Origin of the sequence: Buttiauxella selenatireducens, assembly GCF_031432975.1 — a bacterium.
In the GTDB taxonomy this organism is placed as follows: domain Bacteria; phylum Pseudomonadota; class Gammaproteobacteria; order Enterobacterales; family Enterobacteriaceae; genus Buttiauxella; species Buttiauxella selenatireducens.
Genome location: NZ_CP133838.1, coordinates 4,307,788 through 4,325,372 on the forward strand (window position 1 = coordinate 4,307,788; position 17,585 = coordinate 4,325,372).

Below are 17,585 nucleotides of genomic sequence, written 5' to 3' on the forward strand. Positions count from 1 at the left end.
CTATTTCCACGAATTTCCACGAATCAGGAGCCGATTCATGAGTAAGTCTGAAAACCTGTACGCTGCCGCACGTAAAGTCATTCCTGGTGGGGTTAACTCACCTGTTCGTGCTTTTACCGGTGTCGGCGGAGTGCCGCTGTTTATCGAACGTGCTGACGGGGCTTACCTGTATGACGCTGACGGCAAAGCCTATATCGATTACGTCGGTTCATGGGGGCCAATGGTGCTCGGCCACAACCATCCGGCGATCCGCAATGCCGTTATTGAAGCGGTTGAACGCGGCCTGAGCTTTGGTGCGCCAACCGAGATGGAAGTGAAAATGGCGGAACTGGTGACGGAACTGGTTCCAACGATGGATATGGTTCGTATGGTGAACTCCGGTACTGAAGCCACCATGAGTGCCATTCGCCTGGCACGTGGTTTCACCGGCCGCGATAAAATCATCAAATTCGAAGGCTGCTACCATGGTCACGCAGACTGCCTGCTGGTGAAAGCCGGTTCTGGCGCACTGACCCTCGGCCAGCCAAACTCTCCGGGCGTTCCGGCTGATTTTGCCAAACACACCCTCACCTGCACCTATAACGATCTCGCCTCAGTACGCGCAGCGTTTGAGCAATATCCGCAAGAGATCGCCTGCATTATTGTTGAGCCGGTTGCGGGCAACATGAACTGCATTCCACCAAACGATGATTTCCTGCCAGGCCTGCGTGCACTGTGTGACGAGTTTGGCGCACTGTTTATTATCGACGAAGTGATGACCGGTTTCCGTGTCGCACTGGCTGGCGCACAGTCTTACTACGGTGTTGAGCCTGACTTAACCTGTTTGGGCAAGATTATTGGTGGCGGTATGCCGGTCGGTGCCTTCGGTGGTCGTCGCGAAATCATGGACGCGCTGGCACCCACTGGGCCGGTTTATCAGGCGGGTACGCTTTCCGGTAACCCAATCGCGATGGCAGCCGGTTACGCTTGCCTGACCGAAGTCGCACAACCGGGTATTCACCAGACGTTGACCGAGTTGACGGAAATGCTGGCTGATGGCTTGTTGAACGCGGCTGAAGCCGAAAATATTCCCCTGGTGGTCAATAATGTCGGCGGGATGTTCGGTCTGTTCTTTACCGATGCAGAATCTGTGACCTGCTATCAGGATGTGATGGCGTGTGACGTTGAGCGCTTTAAGAAGTTCTTCCACTTAATGCTGGAAGAAGGCGTTTACCTGGCACCGTCTGCGTTTGAAGCAGGCTTTATGTCAGTTGCGCATTCGAAAGAAGATATTCAGAAAACCATCGACGCCGCGCGTCGGGTGTTCGCGAAGCTTTAATCTGTCGTTCCCCTCCCCCTTTGGGAGAGGAAGAAACCCGGCAATTCCCCTCTCCCTTTGGGAGAGGAAGAAAACCGATAATTCCCTCTCCCTCAGGGAGAGGGCCAGGGTGAGGGTGGTTTTAGTCAATAGCCCCCTCATCCCAGCCTTCTCCCCCAGGAGAAGGAGAAAGACTAGCGAGTCTGCTTACGCAGCAAATAGATGAAGTACGGCGCACCGATAAACGTTGCCAATAACCCCGCCGGAACTTGATCCGGGAACAGAATCATCCTGCCACACCAGTCCGCCGCTACCATCAACATCCCACCCAACAACGCCGATATTATCAACTGTGGCATTGCGCGTCTAAAACCGAGCATGCGCGCGATATGCGGTGCCATTAAGCCAACAAAACTCAGCGGGCCGACGGTCATCGTGGCCGCAGCCGTTAACGTCGCGGCCAGCAAAAGCAGTGCGAAGCGTGATGGGCTCAAAGCCATACCAATCGCCCGCGCGGTGGCTCCCCCCAGCGGCAGAATCATCAACCAACGGCGACACAGTGGCGTCAGGGCAAATAAAATCACCATCAGGATAAGCGTTCTGACGGCCTGATCGCCGGTGACGTTATAAGTCGATCCTGAAATCCAGGTCAGTATGCCTGCCATGCGCGGATCGCCACTAGCCATCAGTAACATCAGCAGCATGGTAAACGCCGTACTCAGCGCCATCCCCGCCAGCAGCATGCGTTGCGGTGAAAAACCACCACGACTTGCCGTGACCATAATCACCAGCAATGTGACTGCCGCCCCCAGACTGCCCGCTGGGAACAACCAGGCAAATGCATTTCCTGGTACGATAAACAGCATCACGACCACGCCAAATGCCGCGCCGGAACTGATACCCAGAACTTCAGGGCTCGCCATGGCATTGCCGGTCAGGCGTTGAATCACGCTGCCCGCAACCGCCAGCATCATGCCAGCCGTCAGTGCCGCTAATACCCGAGGCCAGCGCCACTGCAACAAGTCGTGGAATAACGAACCACTCGCCCAATTCCAGCCGTACGCGTCGCGCCCAAGCGTCAGCGCAGTCACGATAATCAGCGCCAACACGCCGCTACCGATTAACGCCCACCATGCTAAATGCTGGCGCTCATCAGGAACGTTATCGCCCTGATTCATGGCAGGCGTGCCAACAGTGCGCAGGCGTGGCAGAAGCCAAAGCAGTAAAGGAGCACCAATCAGCGCCGTTACCGTACCGGTAGAAATTTCACGCCATACGCTGGTAAGCCAGACAACCGATTGATCCGACAGCCACAGAATCAACGCACCAATAACCGGTGCCAGAAGCAAGCGTGCAACCAGGCGGCGCGCACCGAGCATTTTCGCCAACAACGGGGCGAACAGGCCGATAAAACCGATAATCCCGACCGCATTAACCAACAATGCGCTGATGGCAATCGCCAGCACCAGCGTTGCCAGGCGCACCATCGAAAGTGCCAGGCCCAGATTACGTGCGACGCCATCGTCGAGGCCCATGAGCGTTAACGGGCGCAGCAGCAATAGCGTTAGCAGCAAACCGCCCACCAGGCGTGGCCACAAGCCGTTAACGATGTCCCAGTCTTGCTGGTTCAGCGAACCGGTGCTCCACAGGAACATGTTCTGTAATTGGTCGTGATGGAAAATGGCGAGCAACTGGTTTACCGCACCGCAATACAGGCTAAGCACCAGACCGGCAAGAATCAGGGTGACTGGCGATAAACGCTTGCCCCAGGCGACACCAAACACCAATAAGCCGACAACGCCCGCCCCGACTAATGCCGCGAACTGTTGTGTCGCAAATCCGCCGGGCAGCGCCCACAACGTGGCAACCGTGACGCCCAACTGCGCGCCACTCGCCACGCCAAGCGTGGTCGGCTCGGCAAGCGGGTTACGCAGCACTTGCTGGAAAAGCACACCTACCAGCCCAAGTCCGGCTCCCACCAATAACGAGATAGCCAGACGCGGGAGTAAGCTGTAGTGGAACAACATCTGATTGATGTCATCAATACTCGGTTGCCGTAAGGCCGCAGTCCACTGCGCGAAAGGCAGTTGCACATTCAGGTTATGCAGAGTCAGCGCACAGGCAAGAATAAACAGCAGTGATAAAAGCAACGCAGGGAACAGCGCATAACGATGTTTCACGCCTGGCTCCCTATGGCTTTAGCCAGCGTGGTTGTGAAGCTCATCGCGGAAAGCGTCGCGCCATAAAGCCACACCGGAGGTACGCGCTGGAAACGATTCTGACGAACGAAAGGCATGGCATTCCACAGAGGCGTCGCGGTTACGCGAGCCATTTCAGCATCGTTATTATGATCAAAGCAGATAACATCGGCGTCTTTGACCTCGGCTAAACGCTCAAGGCCAACCACCGCACTCCCCCAGAAATTGGTTTCACCCGACCATGCGTTTTTCACACCCAACAAATCCATTACCTGTTGGAACAAACTGTTTTTCCCAATAATCAGCGCATGGCGGGAATCTAACAGTGTCATCAGCAATACCGGTTTGTCACCGCGCAAAGCGAAGCGAGGTTTCATCTGCTCGATAAATTGGTCGAACTTCAGCAGGTGATCGCTTGCTGCTTGCTGCATACCGAGTTTCTCACCCAGTTGCGTCAGTGACTGGCGGGCAACGGTCAGCGGCTTGCCGGAACCATCGTTAAAGCTAAAGCCTAAGCCCGGCGCGATACGCGACATCTTTTCCGGTGACGGGCCATAGCCTGCGGAATAGAGAATCAGCGACGGTTTTAATTGGGTGAGGAGTTCGAGATTAGGTTCAGTACGTAAGCCAACTTCGATAATGCCTTCCGGCAATTTTGGCTCGCCGACCCAGGCTTGATAATTCTTGATATCTGCCATCGCATAAGGCGTGATGCCCAGCGCCAGCATCAGTTCGACGGGCAACCATTCCAGCGCCACAATGCGGCGAGGATCTATCGTTGCAGCCTGTGCATTGCCCATTTTGAGCAGTAACGGTGAGAGCGCCAACGCGGTTAGCAACTGCCGACGACTCAAAAAAGGATTAATCAGCTCACTCATCAGTAAACAAAGCTTACCGGGGCAGCACCCGCAGGATGGGGCAGAATGCCCATTGGAATACCGTAAATCAGCTCAAGCGTCGCGCTTTGCATCAGGTCAGCCGGGCTACCCTGGGCAATCATTTCGCCACCGCGCAACGCCACGAGGTTATCGCAGTAGCGCGCAGCCATATTAATATCATGCAGCACAGCAATCACGGTCAGACCACGCTCCTGGCTAAGACGATGGATAAGTGCCAGCACATCAACTTGATGGGCAATGTCCAGCGCCGATGTCGGCTCATCCAGCAGCAGGCAGCGGCTATCTTGTGCCACCAGCATGGCTATCCACGCACGTTGGCGCTCACCACCGGAAAGACTGTCCACAAGGCGATGCGCAAAAGGCTTTAGCCCAACCAGCGTAATCGCTTCTTCAACCAACTCTCTGTCAGCCGCACCGAAACGACCCAGCGCGCCGTGCCACGGATAACGCCCAATCGCCACCAGTTCACGCACCGTCATCCCTTCTGCTGCAGGAAGTTGCTGCGGTAGATACGCGACTTTGCGCGCAAATTCCTTGCTGCTCCAGCTATCCAGAGGATGATCGTTGAGGTGAATTTCCCCTTCAGAGGGCTTCTGATGACGGCCAAGCATTTTCAGCAATGTCGATTTGCCCGACCCATTGTGCCCAATCAGGCCGGTGACTTTTCCCTCAGGAAAGGTCATCGACAGGGGATGGAGGAGCGTGCGGCCGGGTACGCGGAAGGTAACGTCAGTGAGGCTAAACGTGGTATCGGGATGAAGGTGTTTGTCCTGCATGGTAGCCAACTTTGTTGATGGGCACGGCGAACCGTGCCCTAAATTGCTGATTCTAAACCAACTTAGAAGCGGAATGTTGCCGTCGCAACAACCTGACGCTCTGCGCCCCAGAAGCAACCGTAAGTGGCGAAGCAGCTGGCAACGTATTCACGATCAAGCAGGTTGTTCACGTTTACCGCAACACTTGAACCATTCATACCGAAGCGGCCAAGGTCATATTTAACCACTGCATCCAGCACCGCAGCACTACCCACTTTGAAGCTGTTCGCCGGGTCGCCGTAGCTGGAACCGATGAAGCGACCGCCAGTACCGATAGTCAGACCGGTCAGCGCACCTTCATTGAAGGTGTAATCACCCCACAGTGAAGCCATATGCTCTGGCACCTGCTCAGGCGTATTGCCTTTGAAAGTGGTGTCGGTGGTGTATTCCGCATCGGTGTAGGTGTAAGACGCTGTGACGTTAATGTTGGCATTAACCGCCGCTTTCGCTTCAAGTTCTACGCCACGAGAACGAATTTCGCCGCCCTGAATGGAGGAGAAACCGTGGGAAGTATCAGGATCGGACATCAGGTTATCAGACTTGGTGAGCTGATAAACCGCACCGGTAATGACCACCGCCATATCCTTCGGCACATACTTCACGCCCGCTTCGTACTGACGGCCTTTAGAAGGTTTGAAGGTGTTGCCGTAAAAATCCGCACCTGAGTTTGGTTCGAAAGATTCACTGTAGCTAATGTATGGCGATACACCGTTATCGAACAGATAGTTCAGACCTGCACGGCCAGTGAATTCGCTGTCGTCACGCTCGGTGAAGTTATTCGCCTGGTACGCGAGAGTAGATTGCTTGAGCCAATCGTAACGGCCACCTACAGTCAGAACAAACTTGTTCCACTCCGCCTGATCCTGAATGTAGATACCGGTCTGTTTCTGTTTGTTTTGCTGATACGGATCCGCATCGCCAAAATCGTAGTTTTCATAGACTGGGTTATACAAATCCAGCGGAGGCGCGCTGCCAAAGGTAGCGTTCACATCGTTACGCATTTGCTGGAAATCCACACCTGTCAGCAAGGTATGTGCAATTTCGCCAGTTGCAAAGTTGCTCTGCAACTGGGTATCAACCGCAAAGTTGTGCAGTTTTTCGTTATCCACAACGGTACCACGAGTCAACATATGACCCGTTGAATCTACGCCTGTCCCGTAAACGCTTTTCTGATTGGTTTTGGAGTCAACATAACGCAGGTTCTGACGCACGGTGAAAGTGTCGTTGAACTCATGGTCAAAGCTGTAACCGACCATTTTATGGGACAACGAGTAGGTGTTATTTGGCACACCTTCGTTGAAGTTAGTCGGCAAGCGCGAACCATCTGGCAACGGCTCAACGGTGCCTTCTTTAGGCAACCAACCGTAATAACCGGTTTCTGGGGTGTCTTGCAGATTAGCTAAGAAAGTGAAATTGGTTTTATCGTCAGGACGCCAGGAGAACGACGGTGCAATCGCATAACGTTTCTGTTTGGAGAACTGCTGTTGGTCGTCGTTAGAACGCGCCACGCCGGTCAGACGATAAGAATACTCACCTGCATCATCCAGTGAATCACTGAAATCAAAACCAGTTTGCCACAGGTTGTTGGTACCCATTTTGAACTGCACTTCTTTCAGCGGTTCAGTGGTTGGGCGCTTGCTCACCATCGTGATGATGCCACCTGGGCTGCTTTTTCCGTACAGTACGGACGTTGGGCCACGCATTAATTCCACGCGCTCAAGCATATACGGGTCGATGATGACTTCGTTGTAGAAATCACCCTGAAGTTTCAGGCCATCTAAATAGTTGTTCTGGTTAACAGAACCGAAACCACGAATTTTCACCGCGTCATACGTGTCTGAAGAGCCACGAGTTGAAACGGTAATGCCCGGCGTATAGCCCAGCGCTTCTTTAACGGAAGCTGGCTGGTGAGTATCCATCTCTTCACGCGTCACAACAGAAATAGACTGCGGTGTCTTTTCAATTGGCGTATCGGTCTTGGTGGCGGTTGCCGTGCGTTTAGCCGCAATCGTCGGAGACGGGCCCCATGCACTTTCATCAGCCGCACTTGCAGAAACGGTGATGGTATCTTCTTTGGTTGCTGTGCTATCAGCGGCAAAACTCGGTGCGCTGACACCGCTTACAGCGGCAGCAACAAAAAAAGCGAGCTTGCGAATTGAGGTATTGACTGGTTGTCCAGTTCTTAAACGTGCCATTGTGCTTTATCTCTGATGAAGTGACGAATGATAACGAAAACGAGAATTATTATTATGCCCGCAGAATAATAGACGAAACGGAAAGTGCATAGCAAGCGGATCACACCCCTTCTCAGCGCGAGGGAATAATAATTAACCAGAGTAATTACATGGAGTAGAAAAAAGAAAAGCCCCCGGTATAAACGGAGGCTTTTTTGGAAAGCAGTGACGATTACTTACTGCCAAACATGTCTTTTATCCAACCGGCAACACCATCACCTGAATCTTGTTGTTGCTGCGGTTGCTGCTGCTGTTGTTGCGGCTGCTGTTGAGGCTGCTGCTGCGACTGGCTAAACGGATTATTGTTCTGCTCAACCTGCTGGCTTTGCTGGCACAATCCATCCGGATTCGTCGTCCACACTGGCAGCACACGAGCACCACCGCCACCGCACTGGAAGTAACCTGCGCTATCAACGCCCATATCGACGATATCTTCCGGTGGGTTCAGCACCAACGGAATTGGCGTTTGGTTCGCCAGGTAGCGTTGGTAAAGCGACATCGCCCCGCTCGCACCGTACAGTTTGGTCGGCTGGTTGTTATCACGCCCAACCCAGGTGATGGCGACTTCTTTACCATCAATCCCGGCAAACCAGGTGTCAACGTTATCGTTGGTGGTCCCCGTTTTCCCTGCCAGATGCAAGTTCGGATATTTGCCACCCAACGCACGCCCGGTACCACGCGCCATAACCTGCTGCATCGTGTACAGCGTCATGTAAGCCGCCTGTGGAGGAACGGCCTGTTCTGCCTGCGGGAAGCTTTGATACAGCACGGTACCATCTTCAGCAATCACCGAACGCAATGCAGAAAGCGTTGCGCGGTTACCGCCGCTGGCAATGGTCTGGAATGCCTGAGCCACTTCGATTGGCGTCAGGTTCAATGCGCCCAGCAACATTGCCGGAACCGGATGCAACTGGTCTTTCGGCACACCCAGTTTAATCCAGGTGTCGGTGACGGCTGGCAGGCCAAGCGCCATACCCAGATTCACCGTTGGTACGTTCATCGAACGTGTCAGCGCATCAACCAGCATCACCTGACCGCTATAGCGACGATCATCGTTTTGCGGCGACCAAACCTGACCATTTGGCTGCTTCAGCGCAATCGGTGCATCGGCAATCCAGGTATTCAGGCGATAGGCATCGGGCTGGCTTAACGCTGTCAGATACGTTGCAGGTTTAGCCAGAGAACCGATAGAACGGCGTGCCTGCATCGCGCGGTTAAAGCCTGCATATTGTGTTTCCGCCCCTCCAACCATGGCACGAACTTCGCCGGTTGAACGGTCAACAATCACCATTGCTGCTTCAAGATCTTTCAGCTTACGAGAAGCGCGGAGAACCGGTACGCCTTCGCTCACTGCTTTCTCTGCCGCATCCTGGGAAACGGAGTCGAAAGTGGTGAAGATCTTCACGCCGGACAGGTCTTTAACTTTATCGCCAAGCTTGGCCTGGAGTTCGTTACGTACCATCTGCATAAATGCAGGCTGCGGCGAAATCACCCCGCCACGCGGCTGCACACCCAGAGGGCGAGCGCTCAGCATGTCGTAAAGTTCCTGGTCGATCACTTTCTGCTCTTGTAACAAGCGCAGCACAAGGTTGCGACGTTCCAGCGCCAGTTTCGGGTTACGCCATGGGTTGTAAATCGACGCCCCTTTCACCATGCCGACCAGCAACGCTTGCTGGTCAAGACTCAGCTCTTCAACCGGACGACCAAAGTAGTACAGGCTCGCCAACGGGAAGCCGCGAATTTCGTTATCGCCGCTCTGCCCGAGGTACACCTCGTTCAGATACAGCTCAAGAATGCGGTCTTTACCGTAACGGGCGTCCATGATCAGCGCCATGTACGCTTCGTTCGCTTTACGCACGTAAGAACGTTCGCTCGACAGGAACAGGTTTTTAACCAGCTGTTGCGTCAGTGTACTCGCACCTTGCACCGTACGACCGGCAGTCAGGTTCGCCAGCACCGCACGACCGATGGAGTAGAAGCTGATCCCATCATGTTCGTAGAAGTGTTTATCTTCCGTAGCGATCAGCGTATCAACCAGCAGTTCCGGGAATCCGGTGCGTGGCACGAATAGACGCTGTTCACCATTGGGTGAAGACAACATGGTGATTAAACGCGGATCCAGACGGAAGAAACCGAAGCTGCGGTTGTTATCCATGTTCTGGATCGATTCCAGATGGTCGCCATCAAAAACAAGACGTGCGCGGATCTGCCCTTCTTTACTGTCAGGGAAATCAAACGGGCGACGGATCATCTCAATACTGCTGCCCTGCACCGTAAATTCACCAGGGCGAGTCATCTTCGTCACCTGGCGATACTGCGTGGCTTCCAGCAGGTTAATCATCTCTTTTTTGCTGTACGGCATGTCTGGTTCAAGGTTCACCATGCGGCCATATACCGCCGCCGGGAGTTGCCAGACTTTGCCATCAATACGCGCGCGGATCTTCTGGTCCAGATAGACGCCGTAAATCACGAACAGCACAACAAAAACGACAAACAGTTTTAGTAAGAACCACAACCAGCGGCGCTTTTTACGTGGCGGACGGCCATTGCCGCTGCCTTTTCCCTTACGCGGTGGCATCGGTTCCTCGTCGTCATAATCATCGTCGTAATCCGCATCGTATTCCTCTTCGCGGACACGGCGGCTTACTTTCTCTTTTACAGGACGTGAAGGTTTACCTTTACGTCCAATCGGTTCGCGGTCATTCCCCGCCATTGCTTTCTCCACCAAAAATAAGGCGCACGGCCTGATTCTCCTTTCTTCCACCAAAGGCGAAAGAGGAAATCTCTCAAAATTATTGGTACTTTTTAGTGCGCCGCGTGGGCTGCGCGTCTGCTGGCGAATCCGGCCAGACATGTTTTGGATAACGTCCCTTCATCTCTTTTTGCACTTCCCGATAGGCTCCGTTCCAGAAAGCGGTTAAATCACGCGTTATCTGCAAAGGGCGCTGAGCCGGGGAGAGCAGTTCCAGAACCAGTGGCACACGGCCTTCAGCAATCACTGGCGTTCGCGCTTCACCAAACATTTCTTGCATACGAACAGCAAGAACTGGCGGATTTTCATCATCATAGCGAATCGCTATCTGGCTTCCAGTCGGCACAGTGTAATGAGTTGGCAACGCACTATCCAGACGAACGCGAGTGTTCCAGTCGAGCAGATTCTGTAACGCGCGTGTGACATCAATGTTTTTAAGCGCGCGCCACGAGTGTACACCATGCAGTTCAGGTAATAACCAGCTGTCTAAATTTCGTAGCAAAGCATTATCCGAAACATCAGGCCACGCAACTTCCGGCAACCATTTGGCTGCACATGCCAGACGCAACCGAAACTGTTGCGCATGGGGTGACCAGTTCAGTATCGCCAGGCCTTTTTCACGAATGCCGTTGAGCATGGCTTGATGCAACTCCTCTTCGGAAGGTTTCGCCAGCGGCTGGACTTTCACCACGAGTTTGCCAATCTGCGTGCGGCGATAAGCTTTCAACGTCCCCTGGGTTTCATCCCATTCAATGGAGTCACTTTGGTTTAATAACGACGGGCATTTCGCCGTCAGCACATCAATATCCAGAGGTATCGCCTGCAAGATACGTGCGTCCGGAGTTTGGCTTCCCTGCAATAATAAAGGTGCTAACAACCATTCATAACGCGTGAGAGGATCGTCCTGATTGAGCATCGCCCCCATACCGTTAGCTAATTGATAACGACCATCCAGGCCACGGCGTCGGGCGATACGATCGGGAAAAGCGTGAGCCAGTAACGGGGCGATAAGAGAGGCATCTGCAGCACCGCCACGATGATTCAACCGCTTTAACAACTGAGAACTCCGCTGCTGCCAGTTTTCCTGCCGACGGCTAAATGCGTTTCGTAAATCACTGTCCTGACCACGAGGCGGTTCTTCCAGAATCGCGACCAGCCGAGCAGCTGTAACTTGTTCATCGGCGGTTTTGGCATTGACCAGGACGGCGGCGAGACGAGGTTCGTTACCCAAATTAGCCATCTGCTGGCCGACTGACGTGAGCCGGTTTTGCTCATCCAGCGCATTGAGCTGACGTAGTAATGTCTGAGCAGCGGCAAGATTGGCGCCGGGAGGAGTGTCAAGCCAGGTGAGCTGATGCGGATCCTGACAACCCCATTGCAGCAAATCGAGCAGCAGACCGGACAGATCGCTTTGCAGAATTTCCGGCTCGCTTTGCGAGGAGGCGCGTTCTGCTTGCTCGGCACTGGTTAAGTGCAGGCAAATACCCGCTTCCAGTCGCCCTGCTCGCCCCGCTCGTTGAACCATCGACGCCTGGCTAATACGTTGCGTGACCAGCCGCGTCAAACCGGTGCGAACATCAAAACGCGCCACGCGTTCAAGCGCGGTATCCACCACCAGGCGGATGCCTTCGATGGTAAGACTGGTTTCAGCAATATTGGTCGCCAGCACCACTTTGCGCATGCCATTTGTCGCAGGCAAAATCGCTTTACGTTGTTCGTTTAAAGGCAGCGCGCCGTATAACGGGCAAAGCTGCACGTCACTTGCTACCCGCTCTTGTAACTGCTGCTGAACGCGCTGGATTTCGGCCACACCGGGTAAAAACAGCAACACCGATCCTGACTCTTCCCGCAGCAAATTTGCCACGACGATAGCCACCGCTTCATCAAAACGGGGTTGAGTGGGAAGCGGACTGTAGCGGCGCTCAACAGGAAATGCCCGCCCTTCAGAGGCGATCACTGGCGCATTCGGCAAACACTGTTGCAGGCGCGGGTTATCAAGCGTTGCCGACATAATCAAAAGTTTGAGATCGTCGCGTAATCCCTGCTGCACATCGAGCAACAGCGCTAACGCAAGGTCGGCTTGCAGGCTACGTTCATGAAATTCATCCAGAATCACCAGCGCCACACCGTCGAGTTCCGGATCGTGCTGGATCATGCGCGTCAGAATACCTTCGGTGACGACTTCGAGCTGCGTATTTGGCCCCACGCAGGTTTCAGCACGCATGCGATATCCCACAGTTTCACCCGGCTTTTCACCCAGAAGTTCAGCCAGACGCTGTGCAACATTACGTGCCGCCAGCCGACGCGGCTCAAGTAGCAGAATGCGCCCGCCTAAGTTTGCCTGTTGCAAAATCTGCAATGGCAGCCAGGTCGATTTACCGGCACCCGTTGGCGCACTCAGTAAAACTTGCGGTGCATTTTGCAAAGCGTGAAGAATATCGGGTAGCACTGCGGCGACCGGTAATGACGGCACAAACGGCTCCAAAAAGGTATTATTGAAAGTTCGCTATTGTAGCATCACGCCAAATCATACATAACCGAGAGACCCAACAATGGCTGAAACTCGCCGTCTGTTCTTTGCACTCGAACTTCCAGCAGAGGTGCAAAAACAGATTATCCAGTGGCGCGCCGCACAGTTTCCTGAAGATACCGGGCGGCCGATTGCCGCCGCTAATCTGCATCTGACGCTCGCCTTTTTAGGTGACATCAGCGTGGAAAAGCAAAAGGCGCTCAGCCAGTTAGCTGGGCGGATTCGCCAGCGCGGTTTTACCCTGACCATTGATGATGCCGGGCAATGGCTGCGTTCGAATGTCGTATGGATTGGCCCGCGCCATGCGCCTTTAGGACTCATTCAACTGGCAAACATGTTACGCTCACAGGCGGCTCGCAGCGGTTGTTATCAAAGCCCGCAGCCGTTTCATCCGCATATCACGATTTATCGCAATACGCCGCGCGCAGTCGCTATTCCGCCCCCCAATTTCCGCTGGCAATATCAGGTAGATGAATTTGTGTTGTATGAGTCTGTTTTCAAACAAGGGCGAACGCGTTACCAGCCATTGCAGCGCTGGTCGCTCAGTAATAAGGAAGAATAAATGGAATTTAGCCCGCCATTACAGCAAGCCACTCTGATTAAACGTTATAAACGCTTTTTGGCCGATGTCGTCACGCTTTCCGGCGAAGAATTAACGCTTCATTGCCCGAATACCGGAGCAATGACCGGTTGCGCAACACCAGGGGATACTGTCTGGTATTCCACCTCAGACAATCCGACGCGTAAATATCCTCACACATGGGAAATAACCCAGACGCAACGTGGCGAATTTATCTGTGTAAATACATTGCGCGCCAATGGTGTGGTTAAAGAAGCATTAGCGGCAGAAACCATTTCAGAATTATCGGGTTACAACATAATTAAAAGCGAAGTAAAGTACGGCGCGGAGCGCAGCCGTATTGATTTTATGTTGCAAGCAGATTGTAAGGTTAACTGCTATATTGAAGTGAAATCAGTCACGTTATCACAACAAGGTTGTGGCTATTTCCCAGATGCCGTAAGCCTCCGAGGGCAAAAGCATTTGCGGGAATTGATGAACGTGGTTTTGCAGGGCGAACGCGCGGTGCTGCTGTTTACAGTGTTGCATTCGGCTATTACCCAAGTCTCCCCGGCACGCCACATCGATGCAAAATATGCGCAATTGTTATCAGAGGCGCAACAGTGTGGAGTCGAACTTCTTGCTTATAAGGCTGAACTTTCTGCAAGTGGGTTAACTCTAATTTCGCCGTTGCCTGTCCATTTATAATTTTTACTTAATAAAGAGCAGTTAACGTTTGTCTGTTTTGTGTGCTGGCGGCTCGCGTAAATACGCTTTTCTTCACAGGCTTGTCAAGAGAGGAATTTATATAATTGCCATCCTGAAAAGCATCTGCTATTTATAGCGGCCTGATTTTCCCCCGACCAGGGGACCGATAGTGCGTGTTAAGGAGAAACAACATGCAAGAAGGGCAAAAGCGTAAAACATCGTCCCTGAGTATCCTCGCCATCGCTGGGGTGGAGCCATATCAGGAGAAAACGGGCGAAGAATATATGAACGAAGCCCAGCTGTCGCACTTCAAGCGTATTCTTGAAGCCTGGCGTAGCCAACTTATGGATGAAGTTGATCGCACGGTAACGCATATGCAGGACGAAGCAGCAAACTTCCCGGACCCGGTTGACCGTGCAGCCCAGGAAGAAGAGTTCAGCCTCGAACTGCGTAACCGTGACAGGGAACGTAAACTGATCAAGAAAATCGAGAAGACCCTCAAGAAAGTAGAAGACGAAGATTTCGGTTTCTGCGAATCCTGTGGTGTTGAAATCGGCATCCGCCGTCTCGAAGCTCGCCCGACAGCTGATTTGTGCATTGACTGTAAAACGTTGGCAGAAATTCGCGAAAAACAAATGGCTGGCTAACGGCCCGCAATTTCACCACTTTCAAAGGCGGGAGACTCTCCCGCCTTATTCATTTGTAGGCTCATGACAGCTCCTCACTACATTGGACGTTTTGCTCCCTCGCCTTCTGGTGAACTCCATTTTGGTTCACTGATTGCCGCGCTTGGTAGTTATCTGCAAGCTCGCGCGCAGCAGGGCCAATGGCTGGTTCGCATTGAAGATATCGACCCACCTCGTGAAATCCCTGGCGCCGCTACCACGATTTTGCAGCAGTTAGAGCATTATGGTTTGCACTGGGATGGTGAAGTTTTGTGGCAATCCCAACGACACGAAGCCTATCGCGAAGCCCTTTCCTTCTTGCAGCAGCAAGGTTTGAGTTATTACTGCACCTGCACCCGCAGCCGCATTCAGCAAATCGGCGGTTACTACGACGGTCATTGCCGCACGCTAAATCATGGGCCAGAGAATGCCGCATTACGGTTTGTGCAACATCATCCGGTATTAAGTTTTGCCGATAAACTGCACGGAAAATTAATTGCCGATGAAAAACTGGCCCGTGAAGATTTCATCATTCATCGCCGTGATGGGTTATTTGCCTATAATCTTGCTGTGGTCGTGGACGATAATTTTCAGGGTGTGAGTGAAATTGTACGCGGCGCAGATTTAATTGAGCCGACGGTACGACAAATTTCGCTGTATCAACAGTTTGGCTGGGCGGTACCTGATTACGTCCATTTGCCGCTGGTGCTCAACGAGAATGGCGCCAAGTTATCGAAGCAAAATCATGCGCCAGCCCTACCACAGGGCGATCCACGTCCGGTTATTCATGCAGCGCTGGCATTTTTGAACCAACCAGAAATTGCTGGCTGGCAAGATTTAACGCTGAGTGAGTTACTCAGTCTGGCGGTGCAAAATTGGTCGCTGCAGGCTGTAGGAGCAGGCTCTTCGTGAATACGTCATTCTCAAATGCCACGCACTGAGCTATGATTAGCCGCTGTTTTTTTTGTCCCTATGATTGACACTGCCGAGGTGTACTATTTTTACCCGAGTCGCTAATTTTTGCCGCAAGGTGCTTAACCGCGATGACGTCGTGGTCGAGGAGAGTGAAGATCTCCCGCAAATCACGGTAATTCCGCGTGACCAGCACGCTCTGTCCCGCAAAGATATCAGTGAAAATGCCCTCAAGGTGCTCTATCGTCTGAACAAAGCAGGCTACGAGGCTTACCTCGTGGGCGGCGGTGTCCGTGACCTGTTGCTCGGTAAACAGCCGAAAGACTTTGATGTCACCACCAGCGCCACGCCGGATCAAGTGCGTAAACTGTTCCGCAACTGCCGTCTGGTTGGCCGTCGCTTCCGCCTGGCGCATGTCATGTTTGGGCCGGAAATCATCGAAGTCGCGACTTTCCGTGGTCACCACGAAGAGCAAAAGTCTGATAAACAGACATCGCAGACCGGTCAGAACGGCATGCTGCTTCGCGATAACATCTTTGGTTCTATCGAAGAAGATGCTCAGCGCCGCGATTTCACTATCAACAGCCTGTATTACAGCGTGGCTGATTTCTCAGTTCGCGATTATGTCGGTGGCCTGCGTGATTTACGCAATGGTGTCATCCGTCTGATTGGCGATCCTGAAACACGCTATCGTGAAGATCCGGTTCGCATGCTGCGTGCTGTGCGCTTTGCCGCGAAGCTGAATATGACGATCAGCCCGGAAACAGGCGAGCCCATTCCGCGTTTAGCCACCTTGATCAATGACGTCCCTCCAGCTCGTTTGTTTGAAGAGTCACTGAAACTTCTGCAAGCCGGCCACGGTTACGAGACGTATGAATTGCTGCGTGAATATCAGCTCTTCCAGCCGTTATTCCCGACCATCACCCGCTACTTTACCGAGCAGGGTGACAGCCCAATGGAGCGCATGATCGCTCAGGTGCTGAAGAATACCGATAACCGCATTCAGAACGATATGCGCGTTAATCCAGCCTTCTTGTTCTCTGCTATTTTCTGGTATCCGCAACTGGAGATGGCTCAAAAGCTGACCCAGGAAAGCGGGCTTGCCTATATGGACGCCTTCGCGTTAGCGATGAACGAAGTGCTGGACGAAGCCTGCCGTGCGCTGGCTATTCCAAAACGTATCACCACTCTGGTTCGTGACATCTGGGGCCTGCAGCTTCGTCTGTCACGTCGTCAGGGCAAACGCGCATGGAAGTTAATGGAGCATCCTAAATTCCGCGCAGCGTATGATTTGCTGGCACTGCGTGCTGAAGTGGAAAATAACCAGGAATTACTGCGCCTGACCAAATGGTGGGGTGAGTTCCAGGTGGCGACTCCACCAGCACAAAAAGATATGCTCGATGTTTTAGGTGATGAACCTGCGGTACGCCGCCGTCATCGTCGCCCGCGCAAACGTGCACCGCGTAGCGGAGGAAGTGCATGACACTGGCGTATATCGCCCTTGGCAGCAACCTTGCGTCGCCGCTTGAGCAAGTGACTCATGCACTGGACGCCATAGCAACCATCCCGCAAAGCTGGGTGGTTGCAACATCTTCGTACTACCGCACCCCACCGCTCGGCCCGCAAGACCAACCTGATTACCTGAATGCCGCTGTCGCCCTGGAAACGGAACTGTCTCCCGAGGCATTACTGGCTCATACTCAACGTATTGAGCTGGAGCACGGACGAGTACGAAAAGCCGAGCGCTGGGGGCCACGGACGCTGGATCTCGACATTATGCTGTTCGGTAATCTGACGATTGTCACGCCAACACTTACCGTGCCGCACTACGATATGAAAAACCGTGCGTTCATGTTAGTTCCATTGCTGGAGATCGCGCCTGATTGCGCCTTCCCTGACGGCCAGCCGGTCGCTAAAGTTTTAGAAAATCTCTCCCAGGACGGGATTACTTTTTGGTAACCACGGACGTGTTTTACTTCTTATACCCAGGCTACTTCAAGATGCCGCCAACACAAC

12 protein-coding genes and 1 pseudogene are annotated in these 17,585 nt (G+C 53.2%); 7 read left to right on the plus strand and 6 right to left on the minus strand.

All coding sequences use genetic code 11. From position 1 onward, the window contains the following. Positions 1-37 precede the first annotated feature (37 nt). A complete protein-coding gene (hemL, locus tag RHD99_RS19795) occupies positions 38-1,318 on the plus strand; it encodes a glutamate-1-semialdehyde 2,1-aminomutase (RefSeq protein WP_183272819.1) in 1,281 nt (426 codons plus the stop codon). Positions 1,319-1,491: 173 nt separating this feature from the next. On the opposite strand, the gene fhuB is transcribed toward hemL, so the two are convergent. The 6 genes from fhuB to hrpB form a co-directional block, all read right to left on the minus strand. Next, the gene (gene fhuB, locus RHD99_RS19800) at positions 1,492-3,477 is read right to left on the minus strand and encodes a Fe(3+)-hydroxamate ABC transporter permease FhuB (RefSeq protein ID WP_309876087.1); all 1,986 of its coding nucleotides are present in this window, start codon (positions 3,475-3,477) and stop codon (positions 1,492-1,494) included. Next, a complete protein-coding gene (gene fhuD / locus RHD99_RS19805; RefSeq protein ID WP_183272817.1) occupies positions 3,474-4,373 on the minus strand; it encodes a Fe(3+)-hydroxamate ABC transporter substrate-binding protein FhuD in 900 nt (299 codons plus the stop codon). Before fhuD ends, fhuB begins: the two co-directional genes overlap by 4 nt. Further along, complete coding sequence (gene fhuC / locus RHD99_RS19810; RefSeq protein ID WP_309876088.1) at positions 4,373-5,170, minus strand: Fe3+-hydroxamate ABC transporter ATP-binding protein FhuC; 798 nt, start codon at positions 5,168-5,170, stop codon at positions 4,373-4,375. Before fhuC ends, fhuD begins: the two co-directional genes overlap by 1 nt. 62 nt (positions 5,171-5,232) lie before the next feature. Then, positions 5,233-7,404, minus strand: a complete 2,172-nt coding sequence (gene fhuA / locus RHD99_RS19815; protein ID WP_183272815.1) for a ferrichrome porin FhuA — start codon at positions 7,402-7,404, stop codon at positions 5,233-5,235. Between the two features lie 211 nt (positions 7,405-7,615). Then, on the minus strand, positions 7,616-10,156 hold the full coding sequence (gene mrcB / locus RHD99_RS19820; RefSeq protein WP_309876089.1) for a bifunctional glycosyl transferase/transpeptidase: 2,541 nt from the start codon (positions 10,154-10,156) through the stop codon (positions 7,616-7,618). Between the two features lie 79 nt (positions 10,157-10,235). Continuing rightward, positions 10,236-12,668: an ATP-dependent helicase HrpB gene (hrpB, locus tag RHD99_RS19825; RefSeq protein WP_309876090.1), complete on the minus strand. Its 2,433-nt coding sequence runs from the start codon at positions 12,666-12,668 to the stop codon at positions 10,236-10,238. A gap of 79 nt (positions 12,669-12,747) precedes the next feature. Here hrpB and thpR point away from each other — a divergent pair, with 79 nt between their 5' ends. From thpR to folK, 6 genes and pseudogenes are all read left to right on the plus strand, one after another. Continuing rightward, positions 12,748-13,287, plus strand: a complete 540-nt coding sequence (gene thpR, locus RHD99_RS19830) for an RNA 2',3'-cyclic phosphodiesterase (protein WP_183272812.1) — start codon at positions 12,748-12,750, stop codon at positions 13,285-13,287. Continuing rightward, complete coding sequence (sfsA, locus tag RHD99_RS19835) at positions 13,288-13,992, plus strand: DNA/RNA nuclease SfsA (RefSeq protein ID WP_309876091.1); 705 nt, start codon at positions 13,288-13,290, stop codon at positions 13,990-13,992. 191 nt (positions 13,993-14,183) lie between these two features. Beyond that, a complete protein-coding gene (gene dksA / locus RHD99_RS19840; protein ID WP_183272810.1) occupies positions 14,184-14,639 on the plus strand; it encodes an RNA polymerase-binding protein DksA in 456 nt (151 codons plus the stop codon). A 63-nt stretch (positions 14,640-14,702) separates the two neighbouring features. Beyond that, a pseudogene (gene gluQRS / locus RHD99_RS19845) lies at positions 14,703-15,598 on the plus strand (tRNA glutamyl-Q(34) synthetase GluQRS). A gap of 56 nt (positions 15,599-15,654) precedes the next feature. Next, positions 15,655-17,052, plus strand: coding sequence for a polynucleotide adenylyltransferase PcnB (gene pcnB / locus RHD99_RS19850; RefSeq protein WP_309879222.1), 1,398 nt, complete (start codon positions 15,655-15,657; stop codon positions 17,050-17,052). Beyond that, positions 17,049-17,528, plus strand: a complete 480-nt coding sequence (gene folK / locus RHD99_RS19855) for a 2-amino-4-hydroxy-6-hydroxymethyldihydropteridine diphosphokinase (protein WP_309876092.1) — start codon at positions 17,049-17,051, stop codon at positions 17,526-17,528. The genes pcnB and folK overlap by 4 nt, the downstream gene beginning before the upstream one ends. Positions 17,529-17,585: the final 57 nt, after the last annotated feature.

Bases quoted from the DNA above. Each gene is read 5' to 3' on its own strand.
- sfsA (WP_309876091.1), top strand. From the start codon at position 13,288: ATGGAATTTAGCCCGCCATTACAGCAAGCCACTCTGATTAAACGTTAT.
- mrcB (WP_309876089.1), bottom strand. From the start codon at position 10,156: ATGGCGGGGAATGACCGCGAACCGATTGGACGTAAAGGTAAACCTTCA.
- fhuC (WP_309876088.1), bottom strand. From the start codon at position 5,170: ATGCAGGACAAACACCTTCATCCCGATACCACGTTTAGCCTCACTGAC.
- fhuD (WP_183272817.1), bottom strand. From the start codon at position 4,373: ATGAGTGAGCTGATTAATCCTTTTTTGAGTCGTCGGCAGTTGCTAACC.
- fhuA (WP_183272815.1), bottom strand. From the start codon at position 7,404: ATGGCACGTTTAAGAACTGGACAACCAGTCAATACCTCAATTCGCAAG.
- hemL (WP_183272819.1), top strand. From the start codon at position 38: ATGAGTAAGTCTGAAAACCTGTACGCTGCCGCACGTAAAGTCATTCCT.
- dksA (WP_183272810.1), top strand. From the start codon at position 14,184: ATGCAAGAAGGGCAAAAGCGTAAAACATCGTCCCTGAGTATCCTCGCC.
- folK (WP_309876092.1), top strand. From the start codon at position 17,049: ATGACACTGGCGTATATCGCCCTTGGCAGCAACCTTGCGTCGCCGCTT.
- thpR (WP_183272812.1), top strand. From the start codon at position 12,748: ATGGCTGAAACTCGCCGTCTGTTCTTTGCACTCGAACTTCCAGCAGAG.